Source organism: Pseudomonas sp. 32_A (assembly GCF_017490905.1).
GTDB classification, from domain to species: Bacteria; Pseudomonadota; Gammaproteobacteria; order Pseudomonadales; family Pseudomonadaceae; genus Aquipseudomonas; species Aquipseudomonas inefficax.
In genome coordinates this window covers 1-21,102 of sequence record NZ_JAFGYI010000055.1, presented here as the reverse complement: position 1 = coordinate 21,102, position 21,102 = coordinate 1, and the positions used below count along the sequence as shown (strand labels likewise).

The 21,102-nt window shown below is 65.5% G+C and carries 14 protein-coding genes; 4 read left to right on the top strand and 10 right to left on the bottom strand.

Features of this window, described 5'->3' with window-relative positions:
- Nucleotides 1-57: 57 nt before the first annotated feature.
- The 8 genes from J5M58_RS23775 to J5M58_RS23740 form a co-directional block, all read right to left on the bottom strand.
- A complete protein-coding gene (locus tag J5M58_RS23775) occupies nucleotides 58-867 on the bottom strand; it encodes an endonuclease/exonuclease/phosphatase family protein (RefSeq protein ID WP_112252863.1) in 810 nt (269 codons plus the stop codon).
- A 178-nt stretch (nucleotides 868-1,045) separates the two neighbouring features.
- Entirely contained in the window at nucleotides 1,046-3,199 is a 2,154-nt protein-coding gene (glgX, locus tag J5M58_RS23770) for a glycogen debranching protein GlgX (protein WP_133973965.1), read from the bottom strand.
- Between the two features lie 154 nt (nucleotides 3,200-3,353).
- Nucleotides 3,354-3,602 carry a DUF2934 domain-containing protein gene (locus J5M58_RS23765; RefSeq protein WP_112252861.1) on the bottom strand — a complete coding sequence of 83 codons (249 nt, stop codon included), beginning with the start codon at nucleotides 3,600-3,602 and terminating at the stop codon, nucleotides 3,354-3,356.
- A gap of 14 nt (nucleotides 3,603-3,616) precedes the next feature.
- Nucleotides 3,617-6,391 (bottom strand): malto-oligosyltrehalose synthase, encoded by a 2,775-nt coding sequence (locus J5M58_RS23760; RefSeq protein ID WP_207879818.1) that lies wholly within the window; start codon nucleotides 6,389-6,391, stop codon nucleotides 3,617-3,619.
- Nucleotides 6,388-8,457 (bottom strand): 4-alpha-glucanotransferase, encoded by a 2,070-nt coding sequence (gene malQ / locus J5M58_RS23755; protein WP_207879816.1) that lies wholly within the window; start codon nucleotides 8,455-8,457, stop codon nucleotides 6,388-6,390. The genes J5M58_RS23760 and malQ overlap by 4 nt, the downstream gene beginning before the upstream one ends.
- The gene (gene treZ / locus J5M58_RS23750) at nucleotides 8,454-10,196 is read right to left on the bottom strand and encodes a malto-oligosyltrehalose trehalohydrolase (protein WP_207879814.1); all 1,743 of its coding nucleotides are present in this window, start codon (nucleotides 10,194-10,196) and stop codon (nucleotides 8,454-8,456) included. The genes malQ and treZ overlap by 4 nt, the downstream gene beginning before the upstream one ends.
- Before the next feature lie 14 nt (nucleotides 10,197-10,210).
- On the bottom strand, nucleotides 10,211-11,770 hold the full coding sequence (gene glgA, locus J5M58_RS23745; RefSeq protein ID WP_207879812.1) for a glycogen synthase GlgA: 1,560 nt from the start codon (nucleotides 11,768-11,770) through the stop codon (nucleotides 10,211-10,213).
- A gap of 652 nt (nucleotides 11,771-12,422) precedes the next feature.
- A complete protein-coding gene (locus tag J5M58_RS23740; protein ID WP_220087590.1) occupies nucleotides 12,423-12,590 on the bottom strand; it encodes a DUF6026 family protein in 168 nt (55 codons plus the stop codon).
- Nucleotides 12,591-12,742: 152 nt separating this feature from the next.
- Between J5M58_RS23740 and gnd the strand changes: the two genes are divergently transcribed.
- The 4 genes from gnd (at nucleotide 12,743) to J5M58_RS23720 (ending at nucleotide 18,248) form a co-directional block, all read left to right on the top strand.
- Nucleotides 12,743-13,777 carry a phosphogluconate dehydrogenase (NAD(+)-dependent, decarboxylating) gene (gene gnd, locus J5M58_RS23735; protein ID WP_220087592.1) on the top strand — a complete coding sequence of 345 codons (1,035 nt, stop codon included), beginning with the start codon at nucleotides 12,743-12,745 and terminating at the stop codon, nucleotides 13,775-13,777.
- Nucleotides 13,774-15,279: a glucose-6-phosphate dehydrogenase gene (gene zwf, locus J5M58_RS23730; protein WP_112252855.1), complete on the top strand. Its 1,506-nt coding sequence runs from the start codon at nucleotides 13,774-13,776 to the stop codon at nucleotides 15,277-15,279. The genes gnd and zwf overlap by 4 nt, the downstream gene beginning before the upstream one ends.
- Before the next feature lie 253 nt (nucleotides 15,280-15,532).
- Nucleotides 15,533-17,329 carry a glycoside hydrolase family 15 protein gene (locus J5M58_RS23725; RefSeq protein WP_207879810.1) on the top strand — a complete coding sequence of 599 codons (1,797 nt, stop codon included), beginning with the start codon at nucleotides 15,533-15,535 and terminating at the stop codon, nucleotides 17,327-17,329.
- 298 nt (nucleotides 17,330-17,627) lie between these two features.
- Nucleotides 17,628-18,248, top strand: a complete 621-nt coding sequence (locus tag J5M58_RS23720; protein ID WP_112252853.1) for a TetR/AcrR family transcriptional regulator — start codon at nucleotides 17,628-17,630, stop codon at nucleotides 18,246-18,248.
- A gap of 130 nt (nucleotides 18,249-18,378) precedes the next feature.
- Here J5M58_RS23720 and preA read toward each other — a convergent pair whose 3' ends face one another.
- A complete protein-coding gene (gene preA / locus J5M58_RS23715; protein ID WP_112252852.1) occupies nucleotides 18,379-19,653 on the bottom strand; it encodes an NAD-dependent dihydropyrimidine dehydrogenase subunit PreA in 1,275 nt (424 codons plus the stop codon).
- On the bottom strand, nucleotides 19,654-21,021 hold the full coding sequence (locus J5M58_RS23710; RefSeq protein WP_207879808.1) for an NAD(P)-dependent oxidoreductase: 1,368 nt from the start codon (nucleotides 21,019-21,021) through the stop codon (nucleotides 19,654-19,656). It lies immediately after the preceding gene.
- Nucleotides 21,022-21,102 lie beyond the last annotated feature (81 nt).

The following is a 21,102-nucleotide window of genomic DNA, read 5'->3' as shown; positions in this document are numbered from 1 at the left end:
TGAATACTTTGACAAACTCGCTGGGCATAGCGGGGTTCGCTATTTGCCGTGACCGGGCTATGAAGAATGATTGCTAAGCCTGACTTCGACCGACAACGGCAGGTGGTCCGACAGGTGCGACCAAGGTTTGTGCCCAAGAATCCGCGGCCCATGGCTTTCGGCGTTGCGCAGGTAGACACGGTCCAGGCGCAGCAGCGGCAGCCGCGCAGGATAGGTGCGGGCCAGGTGGCCATGGTGGCGCTCGAAGGCCTCATGCAGGTCATTCTGCAAACCCAGGGTGCGGTTACCATGGGATTTCCAGTCGTTGAAATCGCCGGCGATGATCACCGGTGCGTCGGCGGGAAGGGATTCGAGCAGCTTGCGTAGCAGTTGCAGCTGCTTCTGGCGGTGGCTTTCCAGTAACGACAGGTGCACGCAGATGGCATGCACCTGGTGCTGGCCGGGCACATCCAGGACGCAGTGCAACAGGCCCCGACGTTCGGGGCCGGTGATCGACACATCGAGGTTGCGGTGTTCGATGATCGGGTATTTGGACAGCAGCGCGTTGCCGTGGTGGCCGTCGGGGTAGACCGCGTTGCGGCCGTAGGCGAAGTCGCTCCACATGCTGTCGGCGAGGAATTCGTACTGCGAAGTCTGCGGCCAGCCGGGGTAGCGCGCGGCGTGGCGGTCGTGGCTGCCGAGCACTTCCTGGAGGAAGACGATATCGGCCTGTGTACTGCGCACCGCCTCGCGCAGTTCCGGCAGGATGAAGCGCCGGTTGAAAGCGGTGAAGCCCTTGTGGGTGTTCACCGTCAGCACCTGCAGCCGCTTCACGGCCGGGGCCTGGTTGACACTGGCGAAACCTTTACTGCCGGCTTCGGGGTTCACGGTTACTCCTCGGTCAACGGGTTTGCGCGGATCCTAGTAGGAACGGCCTTGTGTCGCGATCGGGCCGCGCAGCGGCCCCGTTTTTCAGCACCAAGGCAAGAATAGCTGGGGCCGCTGTGCGGCCCGATCGCGACACAAGGCCGCTCCTACACAAGGGACACATACCAGCAGTTCAGGTTCACTCCTCATCCCGCTGCAACACCATCAGCAGCAACGACCGCCCCTTCACCTCGAACGTGCTGTCGAACTGCAGGTGCTGGCCCTTGCGCAGCTCCGGCCGGTCGGTATCGACCAGGCAGCTCCAGTAATCCCCCTCGGGCACGGTCGGCAACTTGAACGGCACGATGTCGTGGTGGGCATTGACGATCAGCAGCACGGTGGCCTCGGCACCTGGCCGGGCAATGCCGCTGACCTGGGCACGGCCATCGATCAGCATGCCCAGGCAGCGCCCGTGCGGGTCTTCCCATTGCTCCACGCTCATCTCGTTGCCATCCGGTGCCAGCCAGGTCACGTCCTTGACGCCGATTGCCTCATTGTAGTCGCCCACCAGGAAGCGCGAGCGGCGTAGCACTGGGTAGGCCAGGCGCAGGCGGGTCAGGCGCTTGACGAAGGCCAGCAGTTCCAGGCCCTCCTGGTCGAGGTCCCAGTTCACCCAGCCGATCTCGCTGTCCTGGCAGTAGGCATTGTTATTGCCGTGCTGGGTGCGGCTGAACTCATCGCCGGCGACGATCATCGGCGTGCCCTGGGCCAGCAGCAGGGTAGCGAAGTAGTTGCGCATCTGGCGCATGCGCAGGGCATTCACTGCCGGGTCGTCGGTTGGCCCCTCGACACCGCAGTTCCATGACAGGTTGTTATCGGTGCCGTCCTGGTTGTTCTCGTCGTTGTCTTCGTTGTGCTTGTGGTTGTAAGACACCAGGTCGCGCAAGGTGAAGCCGTCGTGGGCGGTGACGAAGTTGACCGAAGCATAGGGGCGCCGGCCACGGTTGTTGAACATGTCCCCCGACGCGGTCATGCGCGAGGCAAAGTCGGCCAGTTGGCCTTCGTCGCCTTTCCAGAACGCACGCACGGTGTCGCGGAAGCGGTCGTTCCACTCTGCCCAGCCCGGGGCGAAGTTGCCCACCTGGTAACCGCCCGGGCCGCAGTCCCAGGGCTCTGCGATCAGCTTCACCTGGCTGAGCATCGGGTCTTGGCGGCAGGCGACGAGGAAGCCGTGGCGTTCGCTGTAGCCGTCGTGGTAGCGGCCAAGGATGGTCGCCAGGTCGAAGCGGAAGCCGTCCACGTGCATCTCGCCGGCCCAGTAGCGCAGCGAGTCGGTGACCAGCTGCAGCACGCAGGGGTGGCTGAGGTCCAGGGTGTTGCCGGTGCCGGAATCGTTGATGTAGTAGCGTTTGTCGTCCGGCATCAGGCGGTAGTACGAGGCGTTGTCGATGCCGCGCATCGACAGCGTGGGGCCGCGCTCGTTGCCTTCGGCGGTGTGGTTGTAGACCACGTCCAGGATCACCTCCAGCCCGGCGTCATGCAGGTGCGCGACCATTTCCTTGAATTCGGCGATCTTGCCGCTGGCCAGGTAACGCGGGTGCGGGGCGAAGAAGGCGATGCTGTTGTAGCCCCAGTAGTTGTTCAGCCCCTTGTCCAGAAGGTGCTGGTCGTTGACGAAGGCATGAATCGGCAGCAGCTCTATGCTGGAAACGCCCAGCTCCTTGATGTGTTTGAGCAGCTCGTCATTGGCCAGGCCGGCAAAGGTGCCGCGCAGTTCTTCCGGCACCGCCGGGTGGCGCATGCTGATGCCACGGGTGTGGGCCTCGTAGATGATCGTGCGTTCCCAGGGGATCAGCACGCGTTGGTCGCGGCCCCAGGTGAAGGCGGGGTCGATCACCTTGCACTTGGGCACGAAGGGCGCGCTGTCGCGCTCGTCGAACGACAGGTCGCCGTCGGGGTGGCCGATGGTGTAGCCGAACAGTGCTTCGGACCATTGCAGGCTGCCGACCAGTTGCTTGGCATACGGGTCGATCAGCAGTTTGTTGGGGTTGAAGCGGTGGCCGTTCTCTGGCTCGTAGGGGCCATGCACGCGGTAGCCGTAGACCAGCCCGGGGTGCGCGTCGGGCAGGTACCCGTGGTAGATCTCGTCGGTGTATTCGGGTAGCTCGATGCGTTCGATTTCGTGCTCGCCAGTGGAGTCGAACAGGCACAGCTCGACCTTGGTGGCGTTGGCCGAGAACAGGGCAAAGTTGACCCCAAGGCCATCCCAGGTGGCGCCGAGGGGGAATGGCAGGCCTTCGCGAATACGCGAAGGGGCGACCGAGCGGGTTTTCTTCGGGGTGCGGGGGCTCATGGCGGTCCTCTGTGGCCGTGGTGAGGGAAGGGAGCTATGCAGTCCTGCACCAGCCTCTTCGCGGGTAAACCCGCTCCCACAGGTATGGCGTAATGCTCAGGCCTGACCCCATTCCTGTGGGAGCGGGTTTACCCGCGAAGAGGCCGGTACAGGCTTAACCGGCAGCCGGCTTTTTCACCGCCCGGGGTTTCTTAGCTGCCACGGCCTTCTCAACCGGCTCAGCCGCTACCTTGGGCTTGGCCGGGGCCCGTTTGCGCGGCGCCGCCTTGGGTGCCAGCGCCTCGGCTTCGGCCAGCTTGCGAGCCATGTCCCAATGGCGATCTTCCTGGCCGGCGGGCTTACCCTCGGACTCCCAGATCTGGTAGGCAAATTCGCGGATACGCTTTTCATCGACACTCATCATGACGCTCCTGATGCTCAAGATTGTTGTATCAGCAGGTTGACCGGAAACTCCGCCAACACGGCGCTCAACAACAGCTCCCTGCAAGAGCTGACCGCAGCATTGGAGAAAAGTCCCGTCGAGTTGGCAGGCGACAAGGCAAACGGCAGGCTTACCCGCGTGTCTTCCCAGTTCTGTGCCGGGATCAGGGGTATCGGTGCATCTGCCAGCAGGGTACTGGCCAGGCGTGGCGCGATAATGACGGCCCGTTCGCCTTCGCCCAGGCGGGCGAACGCGACCACCTTGTCGGCATGCCGGCCGTGCACGGTCAGGGGCAGGTAGGCGCCACGACGGAACAGCTCGGCATGGGCCTGGCGGCAGTCCAGCACCCGGGCGATCAGCGCCTGCTTCAGGCGGCCGTCGCGCCAGTGCGCCAGCAGCTCGGCTACCGGCGTTGCATCGTCCAGGGTGCGACGTCGGCAAGCGTAGTCCACCGCGCGGCGGTTGTCCGGGTCGACCAGGCTGAAGTCCCAGTATTCGGTGCCTTGGTACAGGTCGGGCACACCGGGTGTGGTCATGCGCAGCAGGGCCTGGACCAGGCCGTTGAGGGCACCGGGGCAGGCCACCAGGTGCGCGGCGTCGGCCAGCGATCTGCGCAGCTGCTGGTTCTCTCCGTCCAGCAGCAGGCCCTCGATGTAGCGGGCGCAGGCGCTTTCGTAGGCCTCGTTCGGCGCGCTCCAGCTGCTGCGCAGCTTGGCCTCGCGCAGGGCCTTCTGCTGCCACTGGCGCATGCGTTCGGCGTACTGGCCAAGGGCGTTGTCGTCGTGCAGGTCGAGGTCCAGCGGCCAGCTGCCCAGCAAGGTCTGCAACAGCATCAGCTCGTCGCCGGGGCTGGGCGCCAGGCCGTCATCCAGTTGCGTACGCAACGGCGTGGCCAGTTCCCGCCAGTGTTCCATTCGGCTGGCCAGCCACGGGCCGCGCTCGCTGAGCACGGCCAGGCGCGCGCGGGTATCTTCGCCACGCTTGTGGTCATGGGTGGCGGTGGCCAGCAGGTTGTCGGGGAAGTCGCGCAGGCGCCGCTGGGCCTCGTTGTGGAAGTGCTCGGGCGGGGCGCTGAAACGCTCGGCGTCGAAGCCCACATCGTTGCGCGACAGCAGCCGCGCGCTGCGGTAGAACGCGGTGTCTTCCACCGCCTTGGCGGCGCTGGGCGCGGTCAGTTGCTGGAAGCGCACGCAGGCATGGCGCAACTGCTTGCGCGCCCGGCCTGCTGGCAGGTTGCGCCAGGCTTGCCCGCCCAGCCATTGTTCAAGGTGCTCGAGCAGCGGCCAGTCAGCTTCGCTGAGGTCCTGGCGAGCATTGGCCAGGGCCTGCCGGAAAAAACCTTCGTCTTCTGCCGGGCGCCCGCAGGCATTGAAGTAGGTGCGGTACACCGGGTAATGCGCTACCAGCGCCTGCAAGGCGCGGCGAATCGCGCCCAGGGTCAGGTCGCGGGTCATCAGGTCGTTGCGCGCCACCTGCAACAGCGCCTGGGCCACCGACTCGCAGTCACCGGCCAGGCTGGCATTGAGCACCAGGTGGCGGGCCTGACGCACTTCTTCGGGGAAGTCGGGGCGTTCGCTCACATTGGCCCACAGCTCGGTCAGTGTTGCTTCGCCCGCCGGGTCGTGCTGCAGCAGCGAGACCTGGTTCATGAAGTCATAGCCGGTGGTGCCATCGGTAAGCCAGTCGCGGTGCAGGTGCTCGTTGGCGCCGAGGATCTTCTCCACGTAGATCGGGAAGTGCTCCAGGGCAGCGTCCAACGGCCGCCGTGCCAGCAGGCCATCGACCCGCCGGCGCAGCTTTCGGCAGTAACCGCGCGGGTCGGCCAGGCCGTCGATGTGGTCGATGCGCAGGCCGTCTACCAGGCCGCGCTCGATCAGTTCGAACAGTTTGGCGTGGGTGGCCTCGAACACCACCGCGCGTTCGACGCGCAAGCCGCCCAGTTCGTTGATGTCGAAGAAGCGCCGCCAGTTGATGTCGTCGGCGGCCGTGCGCCAGCTTGCCAGGCGGTAGGTCTGGCGTTCCAGCAGCAGGTGCAGGCGCTTGAAGCCATGCTCGTTGCGGCTGTCGAAGGCCTGCAGCGCCGATTCGAGGTCGGCACCTTCAGCGACCAGGCGCGCCAGTTCGGCGTGCAGGGGCAGGGCGTCGGCCAGCGGCGTGGCCGATGCGTTCAACGCGGTGAAGCGTTCGGCCAGGGCATTCAGGGCCGGGTCCGGGCTGAGGGCGAGAAGCCAGCCGTAGTCGACCGGGCAGATCGGGAAGCGGTGTTCGTAGTGGGCGATTTGCAGCACCCCATTTTGCCTGTCGAACTCCAGCGGTATCTCGCCATTCTTCAGCGCCACGCCATAGTCGCTGCCCAGGAACGGCAACAGCAGCTGGCCGGCCAGCAGTGGGTCGCTGGAGTGCCACTGGATGTCGAAGAATTCTGCATACGGGCTGCGCCGGCCCCAGGCCAGCAGGCTCTGCCACCAGGGGTTGTCGGCACCGCCCACGGCCATGTGGTTGGACACCGTGTCCAGGATCAGCCCCATGCCGTGCTGGCGCAGGGCGGCAACCAGCCGTTGCAGCGCCGCTTCGCCGCCCAGCTCGGGGTTGACGCAGGTCGGGTCGACCACGTCGTAGCCGTGGCGCGAGCCGGCGCGGGCCTTGAGGATGGGCGAGGCATACAGGTGGCTGATACCCAACTGGGCGAAGTACGGCACCAACGGCGCGGCGTGATCGAGGGTGAATTCACTGTGAAACTGCAGGCGCAGGGTCGCGGTCAGCGCTTTCATCGGTCACGCTCCCACGCCTGTTCGCGGGCCTGGGCCAACAGCTCCAGGCGCCTTGCTGCGTCTTCATCGTCGAGCAGTTCACGTACCTGCCGGGCAAAGCGTCGGCGCCAGTTGGGGTGGCCGGCGGTGGTACCCGGCAGGTTGGGTTGCTCGTCGCAGCCCAGCAGGTCTTCCAGCGGCACCAGCACCAGCGGTGCGCGGGTGTGGCCAACGTAGCGGATGGCCGCGTCGATCAGCGCGTCGTTGTCCGGCAGCGGGCCGTAGTTGGCCTCCAGGGTGCGGCGCAGGCCATCGTGCTCCTTTTGCCGCTCGTGGCGCCAGTGCAGTTCGGTGGCAGCGTCGATCAGTTGCAGGCGGTGGCTCCAGTCGATGTCGCGGTTTTCCAGCCAACCTGCCAACGGCGCCAGGTCGTGGGTACCGGTGGTGGCCAGGGCGTTGTCCGGCCAGTCGAGAATCGGCTTGAAGTGGCCGGGCTGGGTCTGCTCGAAGGGCAGCACGCGCATGCCCAGCACGGCCTTGGCCGCCAGTTGCTCGCGCAGGCCGTCCGGTACGGTGCCCAGGTCTTCGCCAAGTATGATCGCCTGGTGGCGCACCGACTCTAGCGCCAGCAGGCGCAGCAGGTCGTCCAGCGGGTAGTTGAGGTAGGCGCCTTCGCTGGGCTTGGCCCCCTGCGGGATCAGCCACAGCCGGCGCAGGCCCATGATATGGTCGATGCGCAGGCCGCCGGCGTGGGCGAGGTTGGCCCGCAGCATTTCGATGAAGGCGCGGTAGCCGTTGCGCTTGAGGCCTTCGGGCGAGAAGGCGCAGATGCCCCAGTCCTGGCCGGCACGGTTGAGAATGTCGGGCGGTGCGCCCACCTTCAGGCCTGCCAGCAGTTCGTCCTGCCGGCTCCATGCCTGGCTGCCGGCACCGTCGGCGCCCACCGCCAGGTCAGCGATCAGGCCGACCGCCATGCCGTTGCCGCGCGCTGCTTCCTGGGCGCGTTGCAGGCCCCGCTCGGTCAGCCATTGGCAAAAGGCATGGAACTCGATCTTGGCCGGGTAGGCGTTGGCGAAGGCCTCCACTTCCGGGTGGTACGGGTCATGCCAGGTTTTGGGCCAGTGGCGCCAGTCGGCACCCAGGCCGTGCTCCACGGCTTGGGCCTGCAGCACCTCGAAGCGGCAGTGGTGTTCCAGGGCCTGGCCGCCGGCTTCGCGGAAACTGTCGAAATCCTTGCGCAGCGGGTGGTCGCCCTGGCTGAAACCCTGGTACAGGGCTTCGAGCAGGCGCAGGCGGGCGCTGGCAGCACGCGGCCAGTCGACCAGCGGGCCTTGCTCCAGGTCTTCGAGCTGTTGCTCCAGGCCGCAGGCTTCTATGGCCACGCGCACCTCCCGCTCGCCCAGCAGTGCGGCTGGGCTGGCGTACAGGGTATTGAGCAGCAGGCGGCTGGAGGGCGAGTAGGGGCTGTAGTGCGTCTGGTCGATGGTCGACAGGGCGTGGATAGGGCTGATGGCCAAGGCATCGGCACCACGCTCGGCGGCCGCGCGGGCCAGTTGTTCCAGGGCCAGGCAGTCGCCGTAGCCGCCATCACCGGGCCGGCGCAGGCTGTACAGCTGCACCGCCAGGCCCCAGCAGCGCGGGGGCGGTGCCTGCACTCGGTCTTCAAGGCTGTGGCAGCGTGGCGGAGCCACGGCCACGGTGAAGCGGCGGCTGTCGATTTCCACCTGGTGGTAGCCGATGGGCAACGCACCGGGCAGCTTGGCCTGGTCGTCGAGGCTGAGGGTAAGGGCGCTGTGGTCCTCCAAGGTGCAGTGCGCGACGCTGGCGGCGCTGAAATAGCGCGCCAGTGGCAGTGGCTGGCCGAGGTCGGCGGTCAGCAGCGGCGGCAGGTGCTCACTGTCTTCGGCAGCGTCCACGGCGCGCAGGCTGGCGGCAATGGCGGCGTCATCGGAAGCGGGATGGCCAAGGCCTTCAAGGATGTTGCGCAGCACCTCGTCGCTGACTCGCTGGGGCCGGGCATTGGCGTCGATCCAGTCGCGGCTCAGCCCGACGCGGGTGGCCAGGCGGTGCAGGGCGGTTTCGCTCATGGGCGCTCCTGGGCAGGGGAAAGCAGGCTGACCACGCAGCTGTATGCGGCCAGATGGGTATCGGGGTGTCGGGTGTCGCTGCTGTCGAACAGTCGGTTGGCGGGCGCGGGCAACTCGACCTCCTGCGGGGTAGCGGCCAGGTTGAGGTCAATGCGCAGGGTGGTGCCGTTGCCCAGGCGCCAGCGTGCGGTCAGGGCCTTGTCGCCGTGTACTTCGGCGCCCAGCGCGCGGCTGCCGGGCAGGTGCGGGATCACATGGCGGCGGCGCAGCTCGAGCAGGTGCTGGTACAGCCCGTGCCAGCCAGCGATCACTTCCCTGGCTTGCGGGCGGGAGGCCTCGAAGGTCTGTTCTGCGTTGGGGTCGGGAATGCGTTGGCGCTGCTCGGGGTCGGCGAAGGCGGCGAAATGGGCGAACTCGCCACGCCGACCTTCGCGTACGGCGTCGGCCAGCTGGTCATGGAAGTCGGTGAAGAACAGGAACGGCTGGCAGCTGCCATCGTCGTCGCCCATGAACAGCAGCGGGATCATCGGCGCCAGCAGCAACAGCCCGGTGGCCGCCCGCAGCGCCTGCGGCGGGCACAGGCGGGTAAGGCGCTCGCCCAGGGCGCGGTTGCCGACCTGGTCATGGTTCTGCAGGAACAGCACGAAGGCGCTGGGCGGCAAGTGCCCGCTGGGCTCGCCGCGGGGCGTGCCATGGCGGTTGGCCTGGCCCTGGAACACGAAGCCTTCGGCGAGGCAGCGGGCCAACTGGTCGATGGGGCGCTGCTGGTAGTCGGCGTAGTAGCCTTCGGTTTCGCCGGTCAGCAGCACATGCAAGGCATTGTGGCCGTCGTCGTTCCACTGGGCATCGAAGCCTTGTTCCAGCAGGAAGGCCTGGTTGTGCTCGTTCTCCAGGACCAGCCACACGTGGCGGCCCGGCTCCACGGCAGCGCGTACCCTTTGCGCCAGCTCGACCAGGAAGTCGGGCTGGTCGATGGCGTGCACGGCGTCCAGGCGCAGGCCATCGAAGCGGTAGTCGCACAGCCACATCAGGGCGTTCTGGATGAAGTACTCGCGCACCTGCGGGCGACGGAAGTCTATGGCTGCGCCCCATGGGGTCTGCCGGTCCTCGCGGAAGAACGGGCTGGCGTACTGGTGCAGGTAGTTGCCGTCGGGGCCGAAGTGGTTGTACACCACATCGACCAGCACCATCAGCCCCTGGCCGTGGGCTTGGTCGACCAGCGCACACAGCTGCTCGGGGCTGCCGTAGGTGTTTTGCGGCGCATAGGGCAGCACGCCGTCGTAACCCCAGTTGCGCTCGCCGGGGAACTGCCCCAGCGGCATCAGCTCGATGGCGCTGATGCCCAGCTCGGCCAGGCGCGGCAGTTGCCGGGCGACCCCTTGGTAGCCGTCGAGCAGGCCGACATGCAGCTCCTGAATGACCGCTTCGTGCCAGGGCCGGCCTTGCCAGGGGTGTTGCCAGGCATAGCTGGCCACATCCACCACCTGGCTCGGCCCCTGCACGCCGTCGGGCTGGTAGCGCGAGGCGGGGTCGGCCACCTGTAGTTCACCGTCGATACGGTAGTGATAACGGTCACCGGCCTGGCACGGGGCCACGCCGGTGTACCAGCCTTCATCGTCGGGCAACAGCTCGATGGCCGGCTGCTGCTCCAGTTCCACACTCACGCTGCGCGCATCCGGCGCCCAGAGGGCGAAGCGCGCCGACGTGGCGTCCAGCAGGTGTGCGCCATGCCTGTGCATCTTCAACTCCCCGTTCAGTAGTGGCTGTGCTGGGCCTGCTTGACCAGGTCTTCGTACAGCCGTGCGTAGGGTTCCACGGCCTGGCACCAGTTGAACGGTTGGGTCATCGACAGGCAGCGCATGGCGTTCAGCAGGTCCTTCTTGCCGTATACATAGAAGGCGCGGCTGAGTGCCTCGCGATAGCTTTCGACGGTGGACTCGTTGAACAGGAAACCGGTGACGCCGCACTCGATGGTGTCGGCCAGGCCGCCGGTGTTGCGCGCCACCGGCAGCGAGCCGAAGCGCTGCGCGTACATCTGGCTGAGGCCGCATGGCTCGTAGCGTGACGGCATCAGCAGGAAGTCGCTGCCGGCGAACATGCGCCGGGCGTCGGTTTCGTTGAAGCCGATGCGCACGCCGATACGGCCCGGGTGGCGTAGCGCCAGTTCGCGCATGGCCTGCTCTTCTTCGGGCTCGCCACGGCCGATGATCGCGATCTGCCCGCCTTGCTCGACGATGTAGTCGGCCACCCCCAGGGTCAGGTCCAGGCCTTTCTGGTAGACCAGGCGCGAAACCACGGCGAACAGTGGGCCTTCGGAGGGCTGCAATTTGAACAGCTCGCGTACTTCCTGGGCATTGCGCGCCTTGCCTTCCCAGTCGTTGATGCTGAAGTTGTGCTGCAGGTGCTTGTCGGTGGCCGAATCCCAGCTTTCGTCGATGCCATTGGGAATGCCGCCGAGCAGGCCTTGCTGGGCCTTGCTGGCGAGGAAGCCGTCCAGGCCGCAGCCGAATTCCGGAGTGGTGATTTCCCGGGCATAGGTGGCGCTGACCGTGGTGATATGGCTGGCGTAGGCCAGGCCGGCCTTGAGGAACGACAGCTTGCCGTAGAACTCCATGCCTTCCTGCTGCATGGCGTGCTCGGGGATTGCCAGTTCCGGGCTGCAGCCGCGGCTGTACACACCCTGGTAGGCCAGGTTGTGGATGGTGAACAGGGTTGGCGTGCTCAGCCCGCGCCAGTGCATGTAGGCCGGTGCCAGGCCTGCTGGCCAGTCGTGCGCATGAACCACCTCGGGCTTCCAGTGGATCCTGCCTTCGCCGGCGGCGATTTCGGCGGCAGCCAGGCCCAGGCGGGCGAAGCGGATGTGGTTGTCGGGCCAGTCGCGGCCGTTGTTGGCGCCATAGGGGGTGCCGTCGCGCTGGTACAGTTCGGGGCAGATCAGCACATAGATGACCAAGCCGTCGGCCATGTCCATGCGCCCGATCTTGCACGGCGGCAAGGCGGCATGGCCACCCAGTTCACCGACGATGTGGATGGGGTTGTCGCTTTCCATCACCTGGCGGTAGCCGGGGATCAGCACCCGCACATCGTGCAGGTGTGCCAGGGCACGGGGCAGGGCTGCCGACACGTCGCCCAGGCCACCGGTTTTCACCAGGTCGGCGATTTCCGAGGTCACGAACAATATCTTGCGCTTGTTGCGGTTGTGCTGGCGCTGGGCGCCGGGTGCCTTGCCTGTCGTGGCGAAGTCCGGGGTGAGCGGCTCGCGGTTGTCCGGGTTGAATGAATCTACGTGAGGCTCGACAGCGGCACTGATCATACTTCTCTCCGTCCCTATGCTTGGCCGGGTGCTGGCACCCGTGGCGATGTTTCGTGTTGGTTCTCTCTGTTTCTGGATTCTGCGTAGTGCGTTCCATGCCCCAGGGTCGTGCGCGCAGGCACGGCGCGATCGGCATTCCGGCCGAAGGCGATTTGACTGGTTGGGATGGGTGGGCCGAGCCAGGGAATGTCCCTTGCGTTTGGCCTACTTAGTTCCTGACCTGCCGACGTTTTGGAAAGTTCGACTTTTTTTCGTCGCTCTTCCGTTGAGCAAATGGCGGGCCGAAACTCGAGTGTAGGAGAGAAAAAGGCAAAAAGGTGACCCATTGGTCACTATTGGCATCCGCGGAATAGACGCAAACGTTGGCGTCTGTAAGCGGATGTGAAAAGGGTTGGGCGGCGATGTTTGGGCGGTGCGCCAAATTGTGGCTAGTCACCCGCAATGCACCTTGATGGTGCGCGGTGACGCCTAACTTGTAGGAGCAGCCTTGTGCTGCGAAGAGGCCGGTATGACCGGTAGATTCATGCTTGCAGTGCTGGCCATTTCGCAGCACAAGGCTGCTCCTACCGTTACCGAGTAGGGGGCAGACGCGGCGACTTACTAGAGAAGGGGCTGGTGGGAGCCATTCAGCCCCCACAAGATGAAGGTAGAATCAGAGGCTGACAGTTTTGTCTTCAGCGCGCTGTCGCGCCAGCAGCAGGTTCAGTTGGGCGACCTGCTGGCGCAGCTGGTCACGTTCGTCCTTCAGTTTACGCAGCTCATCACGGCGCACGGAGACATAGAGGGTCTGGGTTGGGGTTGCAGGCATCAAGGTACCCATGAGCACACCTCGCGGTTTTGGCTGGTGACAAGTTAAAGCGTAGACGCTTCCGGCGGGCGCATTTTGAATTCTTTCGCAGGTCTTGGGAACTTTTTTGTTTATCGTGGTCTCGCCGTTCGTCGCTGAACCCTCGATCGGTTCGCTGGACTAATCTGAAAAGCTGGATTGTGTTGTCATTTATTTCGAAAGGGGAGCATCGGCTCATGCAACTGGGAATCATCGGGCTGGGCCGCATGGGCGGCAATATCGCAAGGCGCCTGATGCGCGCCGGCCACCGTACGGTGGTGCATGACCGCAACCGCGAGGCCATCGTTGGCCTGGAGGGCGAGGGCGCCCAAGGCGCGCACGACCTTGGTGCGCTGGTCCAGAAGCTGAAAGCACCGCGTGCCGTGTGGGTCATGCTGCCCGCCGGCGAGCCCACCGAGCAGACCATCGCCCAACTGGCCGAGCTGCTGGAGCCGGGTGATGCGATCATCGACGGCGGCAACACGTTCTACAAGGACGACATGCGCCGCGCCGCCGAGCTGGCCAAGCGTGGGCTGCATTACCTGGACGTCGGCACCTCGGGCGGCGTGTGGGGCCTGGACCGTGGCTACTGCATGATGATCGGTGGCGAAAAGGACGTATTCGAGCGCCTGGAACCCCTGTTCAAGGCGCTGGCCCCGGGCGTGGGTGACATTCCGCGTACCCATGGCCGCAGTGGCGAGCACCAGCGTGCCGAACACGGCTACATCCATGCCGGCCCACCCGGTGCCGGGCACTACGTGAAAATGGTGCACAACGGCATCGAATACGGCCTGATGCAGGCCTACGCCGAAGGTTTCGACCTGTTGCGCAGCAAGGGCGGCAACGAACTGCCGGAGGACCAGCGTTTCGACCTGAACGTGGCCGAAATCGCTGAAGTGTGGCGGCGTGGCAGCGTGGTTACCTCGTGGCTGCTCGACCTTACCGCCGATGCGCTGGTAGCCGACCCGCAGCTGTCGCAGTTCAGTGGCTCGGTGTCTGACAGCGGTGAAGGCCGCTGGACCATCGACGCCGCCGTCGAGCAGGCGGTGCCGGTGCCGGTGCTGTCCAGCGCGCTGTTCGCCCGCTTCCGCTCGCGCCAGCAGCAGGGCACCTATGGCGACAAGATTCTCTCGGCCATGCGCCTGGGCTTTGGTGGCCATGTCGAGAAGAAAGGCGAATGACCAGACAGAGCATTCCGGCTGCTCCGCCATGCACCCTGTTCCTGTTCGGCGCCAATGGCGACCTGGTCAAGCGCCTGCTGATGCCGGCGCTTTACAACCTCAGCCGTGACGGTCTGCTCGACCGCAATCTGCGCATCGTCGGTGTCGACCACAACCCGGCCACCGCCGAGGAATTCGCCGGCCGCCTGCATGCGTTCATGGCCGAGCGTGACAAAGGTGGCGAGGGCACGGCCAAATGCCTGGATGACAAGCTCTGGGCACGGCTGGCCAAGCGCCTGGATTACCAGACCGGCGATTTCCTCGACCCGGCCACCTACCAGGCGCTCGCCAAGCGCATCGACACAACCCGCCATGGCAACGCCATCTTCTACCTGGCGACCTCGCCGCGCTTCTTCCCCGAGGTGGCGCAGCGCCTGGGGCAGGCCGGGCTGCTCGACGAATCGGCCGGCGGCTTTCGCCGGGTCGTGGTGGAAAAGCCCTTCGGCACCGACCTGGCCAGCGCCGAGGCGCTCAACGCGTGCCTGTTGAAGGTGATGGGCGAGCGGCAGATCTACCGCATCGACCATTACCTGGGCAAAGAGACGGTGCAGAATATCCTGGTCAGCCGGTTCTCCAACGGCTTGTTCGAATCGTTCTGGAACAACCACTACATCGACCATGTGCAGATCACTGCCGCGGAAACCGTCGGTGTCGAGACCCGTGGCGCGTTCTACGACAGCACCGGCGCCCTGCGCGACATGGTGCCCAACCACCTGTTCCAGTTGCTGGCGATGGTGGCCATGGAGCCCCCGGCCGCGTTTGCCGCCGATGCCGTGCGGAGCGAAAAGGCCAAGGTGGTCGGCGCCATCCGCCCGTGGTCGACCAAGATGGCCCTGAAAAACTCCGTGCGCGGTCAGTACAGCGCTGGCAAGCAGGGGCGCAAGCAGTTGCCCGGCTACCGCCACGAGGCCAACGTCGCGGCTGATAGCCAGACCGAGACCTATGTGGCGCTGAAGGTGATGATCGACAACTGGCGCTGGGCTGGCGTGCCGTTCTACCTGCGCACTGGCAAGCGCATGAGCGTGCGCGATACCGAAATCGCCATCTGCTTCAAACCCGCGCCTTATGCGCAGTTCCGCGAGTCGGAGCTGGAGCGGCCCAAGCCCAATTACCTGAAAATCCAGATCCAGCCCAACGAAGGCATGTGGTTCGACCTGCAGGCCAAGCGCCCCGGGCCGGAGCTGGTGATGGAGAATGTCGAGCTGGGCTTTGCCTACAAGGACTTCTTCAAGATGACCCCGGCGACCGGCTACGAGACGCTGATCTACGACTGCCTGACCGGTGACCAGACCTTGTTCCAGCGGGCTGACAACATCGAGAACGGCTGGCGCGCGGTGCAGCCGTTCCTCGATGCCTGGGCCCAGGGTGGCGAGGTGCATGAGTACCCGGCCGGTGAAGACGGGCCCGAGGCCGGCAATGAATTGCTGACCCGGGACAAGCGCGAGTGGCATCGCTTGGGGTGAGGTTTTTGTAGAGCCTGTGCCGGCCTCTTCGCGGGTGAACCCGCTCCCACAGGTGCAGCACCGACTTGTAGGAGCAGCCTTCTGCTGCGAAAGGGCCAGTAAGCCAGTTGAGATGTGCCAGCCTTGGGCTGCCTTCTTCGCAGCACAAGGCTGCTCCTACAGGGATACCGATGGCTTCAAGGCCTGTGATGTACCTGTGGGAGCGGGTTCACCCGCGAAGAGGCCAGCACAGGCAGCCACTCAAGGAGCTCCAATGCCTGCCCACATCGAAGACTATGCCCTGCTGGGCAACTGCCGCAGCGCCGCCCTGATCAGCCGCGATGGCTCGCTCGACTGGCTGTGCCTGCCACGCTTCGACGCCCCTGCGGTATTCGCTGCACTGCTGGGCAATGAAGAAAACGGCCGCTGGCGCCTGGCCCCCTGCGACCCGGTCGAACACAGCAGCCGCCAATACCTGGACGACACCCTGGTGCTGGAAACCACCTGGGTCACCGCCACCGGCCGCGCCCGTGTGCTCGACTTCATGCCGCTGAGCGAGGTCAACTCGCTGGTGCGCATCGTCGAGGGCCTCGCTGGCGAAACCAATTTCGAGATGGACCTGGTCATGCGCTTCGACTATGGCCGCAGCGTGCCCTGGGTAGAACGGCTCGACCCGCTGACCCTCAGCGCCGTCGCCGGCCCCGCCCGGCTGATCCTGCGCAGCACCGTCCTGCCGCATGCCCGCGACCAGCACACCGTCGCCCGCTTTCGTGTCGGCGCAGGCGAACGCCAGGTGTTCAGCCTGTGCCACCAGCCCTCGCACCTGCCGGTGCAGCCTGGCTGTGATAGCGACGAAGCGCTGGCGCAAACCATCGACCAATGGCAGGCCTTCGCCGCCCGCTGCCCACAAGTGGGTCCATATTCCGCGCTGGTGCGCCGCTCGCTGCTGACCCTCAAGGCCATGACCTATGCACCCACCGGCGGCATCGTTGCCGCCGTCACCACCTCGCTGCCCGAGCGCATCGGCCACGAGCGCAACTGGGACTACCGCTTCTGTTGGCTGCGCGACGCGACCATGACCCTGCTGGCCTTCATGAACCTCGGCTACTTCGACGAAGCCCAGGCCTGGCGCGAGTGGCTGTTGCGCTCGGTGGCCGGCAACCCCGAGCAGATGCAGATCATGTACGGCCTGGCTGGCGAACGCGACCTGCAGGAATACAGCTTGCCGTGGCTGGCCGGTTACGAGCACTCGCAACCGGTGCGGGTGGGCAATGCAGCGTCGCAGCAAATGCAGCTGGATATCTATGGCGAACTCGCCGACGCCATGGCCCAGGCGATCAGGGGCGGCTTGCCCCGTCACCCGCGCAGCGCTGCCATCTCCCGGCTGATCCTGCCCTACGTCGAGCGGATCTGGCGTGAGCCGGACGAAGGCATCTGGGAAGTGCGCGGCGGCCGGCAGCAGTTCGTGCACTCCAAGGTCATGGCCTGGGTCGCCTTCGATCGTGCCGCGGGGCTGGCCGACACCACTGAGGAGGGCCGCGAGCGCGGGCAGCATTACCGCCAGGTGGCTGACGACATTCATCGTGAAGTGTGCGCGCGGGGCCTGGACCCCAGCGGCCGCTTTTTCGTCCAGGCCTATGGCTCGACCGAGCTGGACGCCAGCCTGTTGCACATCGCCCTGACCGGCTTCCTGCCGGCGGCTGACCCGCGCTTCTTGCGCACGCTTGAACAGGTCGAGCAGCGCCTGCTGAAAAACGGGCTGCTGCTGCGCTATGACAGTGACAGTTGCAGCGACGGCCTCACGCCCGGGGAGGGCACCTTCCTGGTGTGTTCGTTCTGGCTGGCCGACGTGTATGTCTTGCTGGGCCGCCAGGCAGAAGCGCAGGCACTGTACGAACGCCTGACCGGCCTGTGCAACGACCTAGGCCTGCTGGCTGAACAGTACGACCCGACGGGCCAGCGCATGCTCGGTAACTTCCCTCAGGCGTTCAGCCATATCGGCATCATCAACACTGCACTGAACCTGCACCGGGCACAGTGCCCGGTGCGTGATCGTGCGAGTGGTGGTTAGGTCAGGTGGCGGTCTCCCCTGTAGGAGCGGCCTTGTGTCGCGAAAGGGGTGCGTAGCGCCCCCAGGATTTCAGCCTCACTGGATGAGTTGCCGGGGCTGCTTTGCAGCCCGATCGCGACACAAGGCCGCTCCTACAGGGATTGCGCTGGCTTGGAGTAAGCGGAGTAGACTAGGGCAAACCCCTTTGGCACGGAGCACACATGGGCATTCGCGGTACTGATCGGCAGATCGACAACATCGAGTTCAATTTCATCGACCCGGATGGTCATGACCTGGCGGTGTGGACGGCCCAAGCCTGATGGCCAACCACAAGATCGAAATTCGCCGGCGCAATATCGAGAAGATCCTGCAGGCGGCAGAAAAGGTGTTCGCCGAGAAGGGCTATGGTGCCACCTCAATGGGCGATATCGCCGAGCAGGCCGAGTTGCCGCGTTCCAACCTGCATTATTACTTCAGTACCAAGGACGACCTGTTCCGTGCGGTGCTGCAGGACCTGCTGGATGTGTGGAAGCAGGACGCGCTGTGCTTCGAGAATTTCGACGACCCGCGCGTGGTTTTGACTAGTTACATCCGGGCGAAGATGGGCCACTCGCGCTCGCGGCCGCTGGGTTCGAAGATCTGGGCCGAAGAGATGCTGCACGGGGCGCCGGTACTGGGGGTGAACCTGGATGAAAGCCTGGTGCCCTGGGCCAAGCTGAAGGAAGCCAAGATCCGCCGCTGGGTGGAGGAGGGGCGCATCCTGCCGGTGGAGCCGTCGGCGCTTTTGTACATGATCTGGGCCTCGACCCAGCACTATGCCGACTTTGGTTACCAGGTGGCCTTGCTCAATGGCGGCGAGGCGTTGTCGGACATGGCCTTTGAAAGTTCGGTGCAGACGGTGACCAGCGTGATCTTGCGGGGGATCGGGCTGGAGCCTTGAGGTCGGGGCCGCCGCGCGGCCCTTCGCGGGTAAACCCGCTCCCACAGGTGTCTTGCTGCCCTCACAAGCGGCGCGGTCCCTGTGGGAGCGGGTTCACCCGCGAAGGGCTGCGCAGCGGCCCCAATGGGTTTCAACTGGCCTCGCGGTAGGGGTTACGCGGATCCTGCGTCCAGTTCAGGTACGGCTTGCCGGTATCCTGCGCCACCATCTCGATGCAGCTCTCCACCGGGCAGGTGATCTGGCACAGGTTGCAGCCCACGCATTCCGCTTCGATCACGCTGTAGGCATGCGTGCCATCTGCCTTCAGCGTACTGGCAATCGCCTGATGCGAAGTATCCTCACAGGCAATGTGGCAGCGCCCGCAGCCAATGCATGCCTGCTGGTCGATGTGCGCCACCGACTTGTAGTTCATGTCCAGATACTTCCAGTCAGTGGTATGCCCCACCGCCTGGCCGCGAAACGCCTCGATGTTGCGGTGCCCGTGCTGGTCCATCCAGCGCGCCAGGCCGTCCTTCATGTCCTCGACGATGCGGAAGCCGTGCAGCATCGCTGCCGTGCATACCTGCACGGCGCCACTGCCCAGGGCCATGAACTCGGCGGCGTCACGCCAATTGCCGATGCCGCCAATACCGCAAATCGGCAAGCCGCGCGTTTGCGGGTCGCGGGCGATTTCCGCCACCATGTTCAGGGCAATCGGTTTCACCGCCGAACCGCAGTAGCCGCCATGGGTGCTCTGGTCGCCGACGATGGGGTGGGCGACCATGCGATCAAGGTCGACGCTGGTGATCGAGTTGATGGTATTGATCAACGACACCGCATCGGCCCCTCCACGGTGCGCTGCGCGGGCCGACTGGCGGATGTCGGTGATGTTCGGCGTGAGTTTGACGATCACCGGCAGCGAGCAGTACGTCTTGCACCAGCGGGTGACCATTTCCACGTACTCCGGCACCTGGCCGACCGCCGCACCCATGCCGCGCTCCGGCATGCCGTGCGGGCAGCCGAAGTTCAGTTCGATGCCATCGGCCCCGGTGGCCTCCACCAGCGGCAGGATGAACTTCCACGAGTCTTCCACGCACGGCACCATCAGCGAAACGATCAGCGCGCGGTCGGGCCAGTCTTTCTTCACCTGGGTGATTTCGCGCAGGTTGATGTCCAGTGAGCGATCGGTGATGAGTTCGATGTTGTTGATGCCCTGCACCTGGCGATTGGGGCCGTAATGCGCCGAATAGCGCGACGACACGTTGACTGCCGCCGGGTCTTCGCCCAGGGTTTTCCACACGACGCCACCCCAGCCGGCCTCGAAGGCGCGGACCACGTTGTAGGCCTTGTCGGTTGGCGGTGCGGAAGCCAGCCAGAAAGGGTTGGGTGCCTTGATGCCGGCAAATTCGATGGACAGGTCGGCCATTTACGCAGCCTCCACGTTGAGCATGAGTTGGGCATGGATGGCTTCGGCGGCCAGCTTGCCGTGTTGCACCGCCTGGACGGTAAGGTCCTGGCCCAGGGCGGTGCAATCGCCGCCGGCATATACGCCCGGCAGGCTGGTCTGCATCGTTTCGTCGACGCGGATGCGCTCACCAATGCGCGCCAGTTGTGCGGCCACCGGGTCGCCGAGGCTGGCGTCGTCGAAACGTTGGCCGATGGCCTTGAATATGGCATCGGCGGCCAGCTCGAAGGTTTCGCCGGTGTCGCGCAGGCGGCCGTCTGCCAGCTCGGTGCGGGCAAAGCGCATGCCGCGCACCTTGCCGCTGTCGTCCAGCAGCACGGCATCGGGGCGGGCCCAGGTGTGCAGGCGTACCTGGTTGGCCTTGGCGATGTCCTGCTCGTGGCCGGTGGCACCCATGTCGGCATGGCCGCGGCGGTACACCAGGTTGACGTCGTGGGCACCCAGGCGGCTCATCTGCACGGCCATGTCGATGGCGGTGTTGCCGGCACCGATCACCAGGCAGCGGTCGGCCAGGGGCAACTGGCTCAGGTCGTCGGCCTGGCGCAGTTCGCGGATGTACGCGGTGGCGGCGAGCAGGCCGGGGGCTTCTTCCTCCGGCAGGCCGAGCTGGCGCACGGCATTCAGGCCCAGGCCGAGGAACACTGCGTCGTACTGGTCGCGCAGTTCGCCCAGGCCGAGGTTGCTACCCAGGCGCTGGCCATGGCGAATTTCGATGCCACCGATGCCGAGCAGGAATTCCACTTCACGCTGGGCATAGTCGTCCACCAGCTTGTAGCGGGCGATACCGTACTCGTTGAGGCCACCGGCCTTGTCGCAGGCCTCGAATACCACCACATCATGCCCATGCATGGCCAGGCGGTGGGCACACGACAGCCCGGCGGGGCCGGCACCGACCACGGCAATGCGCTTGCCGGTGGCCGGCGAGCGCTGGAACGGGTGCTCGGTGAAGTGGGCATTGTCCAGGGCATAGCGCTGCAACTGGCCGATCAGCACCGGTGCGCATTCCTGCGCGTTGTTGCGCACGCAGGCTTGCTGGCAAAGGATTTCGGTGGGGCAGACACGGGCGCAACTGCCGCCGAGAATGTTGGCCGAAAGGATGCGCTCGGCGGCGCCTTGCAGGTTTTCGTCGCTGATGCGGTGGATGAACGACGGGATGTCGATGTCGCTGGGGCAGGCATTGACGCAAGGGGCGTCATAGCAATACAGGCAGCGTGCGCTTTCGACGGCGGCCTGGCGGGCGGTGAGGGGTGGGGCCAGGTCGCTGAAGCGCTCGGCCAGTTGGTCGGCGCCGGCCCGGGGGCGCGGCAAGTGGTTCAGGGCGTCGATCACGGTTGTAGCCTCTCTTTCTTGTATTTGGCTTGGAATGGGGGCGCTTTGCGCCCCAATCGCCGGCAAGCCAGCTCCCACAGG

Coding starts and splice junctions, on each gene's coding strand:
- glgA (WP_207879812.1), bottom strand. CDS start 11,770: ATGATCAGTGCCGCTGTCGAGCCTCACGTAGATTCATTCAACCCGGAC.
- J5M58_RS23760 (WP_207879818.1), bottom strand. CDS start 6,391: ATGAAAGCGCTGACCGCGACCCTGCGCCTGCAGTTTCACAGTGAATTC.
- J5M58_RS23725 (WP_207879810.1), top strand. CDS start 15,533: ATGCCTGCCCACATCGAAGACTATGCCCTGCTGGGCAACTGCCGCAGC.
- treZ (WP_207879814.1), bottom strand. CDS start 10,196: ATGCACAGGCATGGCGCACACCTGCTGGACGCCACGTCGGCGCGCTTC.
- J5M58_RS23740 (WP_220087590.1), bottom strand. CDS start 12,590: ATGGGTACCTTGATGCCTGCAACCCCAACCCAGACCCTCTATGTCTCC.
- zwf (WP_112252855.1), top strand. CDS start 13,774: ATGACCAGACAGAGCATTCCGGCTGCTCCGCCATGCACCCTGTTCCTG.
- preA (WP_112252852.1), bottom strand. CDS start 19,653: ATGGCCGACCTGTCCATCGAATTTGCCGGCATCAAGGCACCCAACCCT.
- glgX (WP_133973965.1), bottom strand. CDS start 3,199: ATGAGCCCCCGCACCCCGAAGAAAACCCGCTCGGTCGCCCCTTCGCGT.
- malQ (WP_207879816.1), bottom strand. CDS start 8,457: ATGAGCGAAACCGCCCTGCACCGCCTGGCCACCCGCGTCGGGCTGAGC.
- J5M58_RS23765 (WP_112252861.1), bottom strand. CDS start 3,602: ATGATGAGTGTCGATGAAAAGCGTATCCGCGAATTTGCCTACCAGATC.
- J5M58_RS23720 (WP_112252853.1), top strand. CDS start 17,628: ATGGCCAACCACAAGATCGAAATTCGCCGGCGCAATATCGAGAAGATC.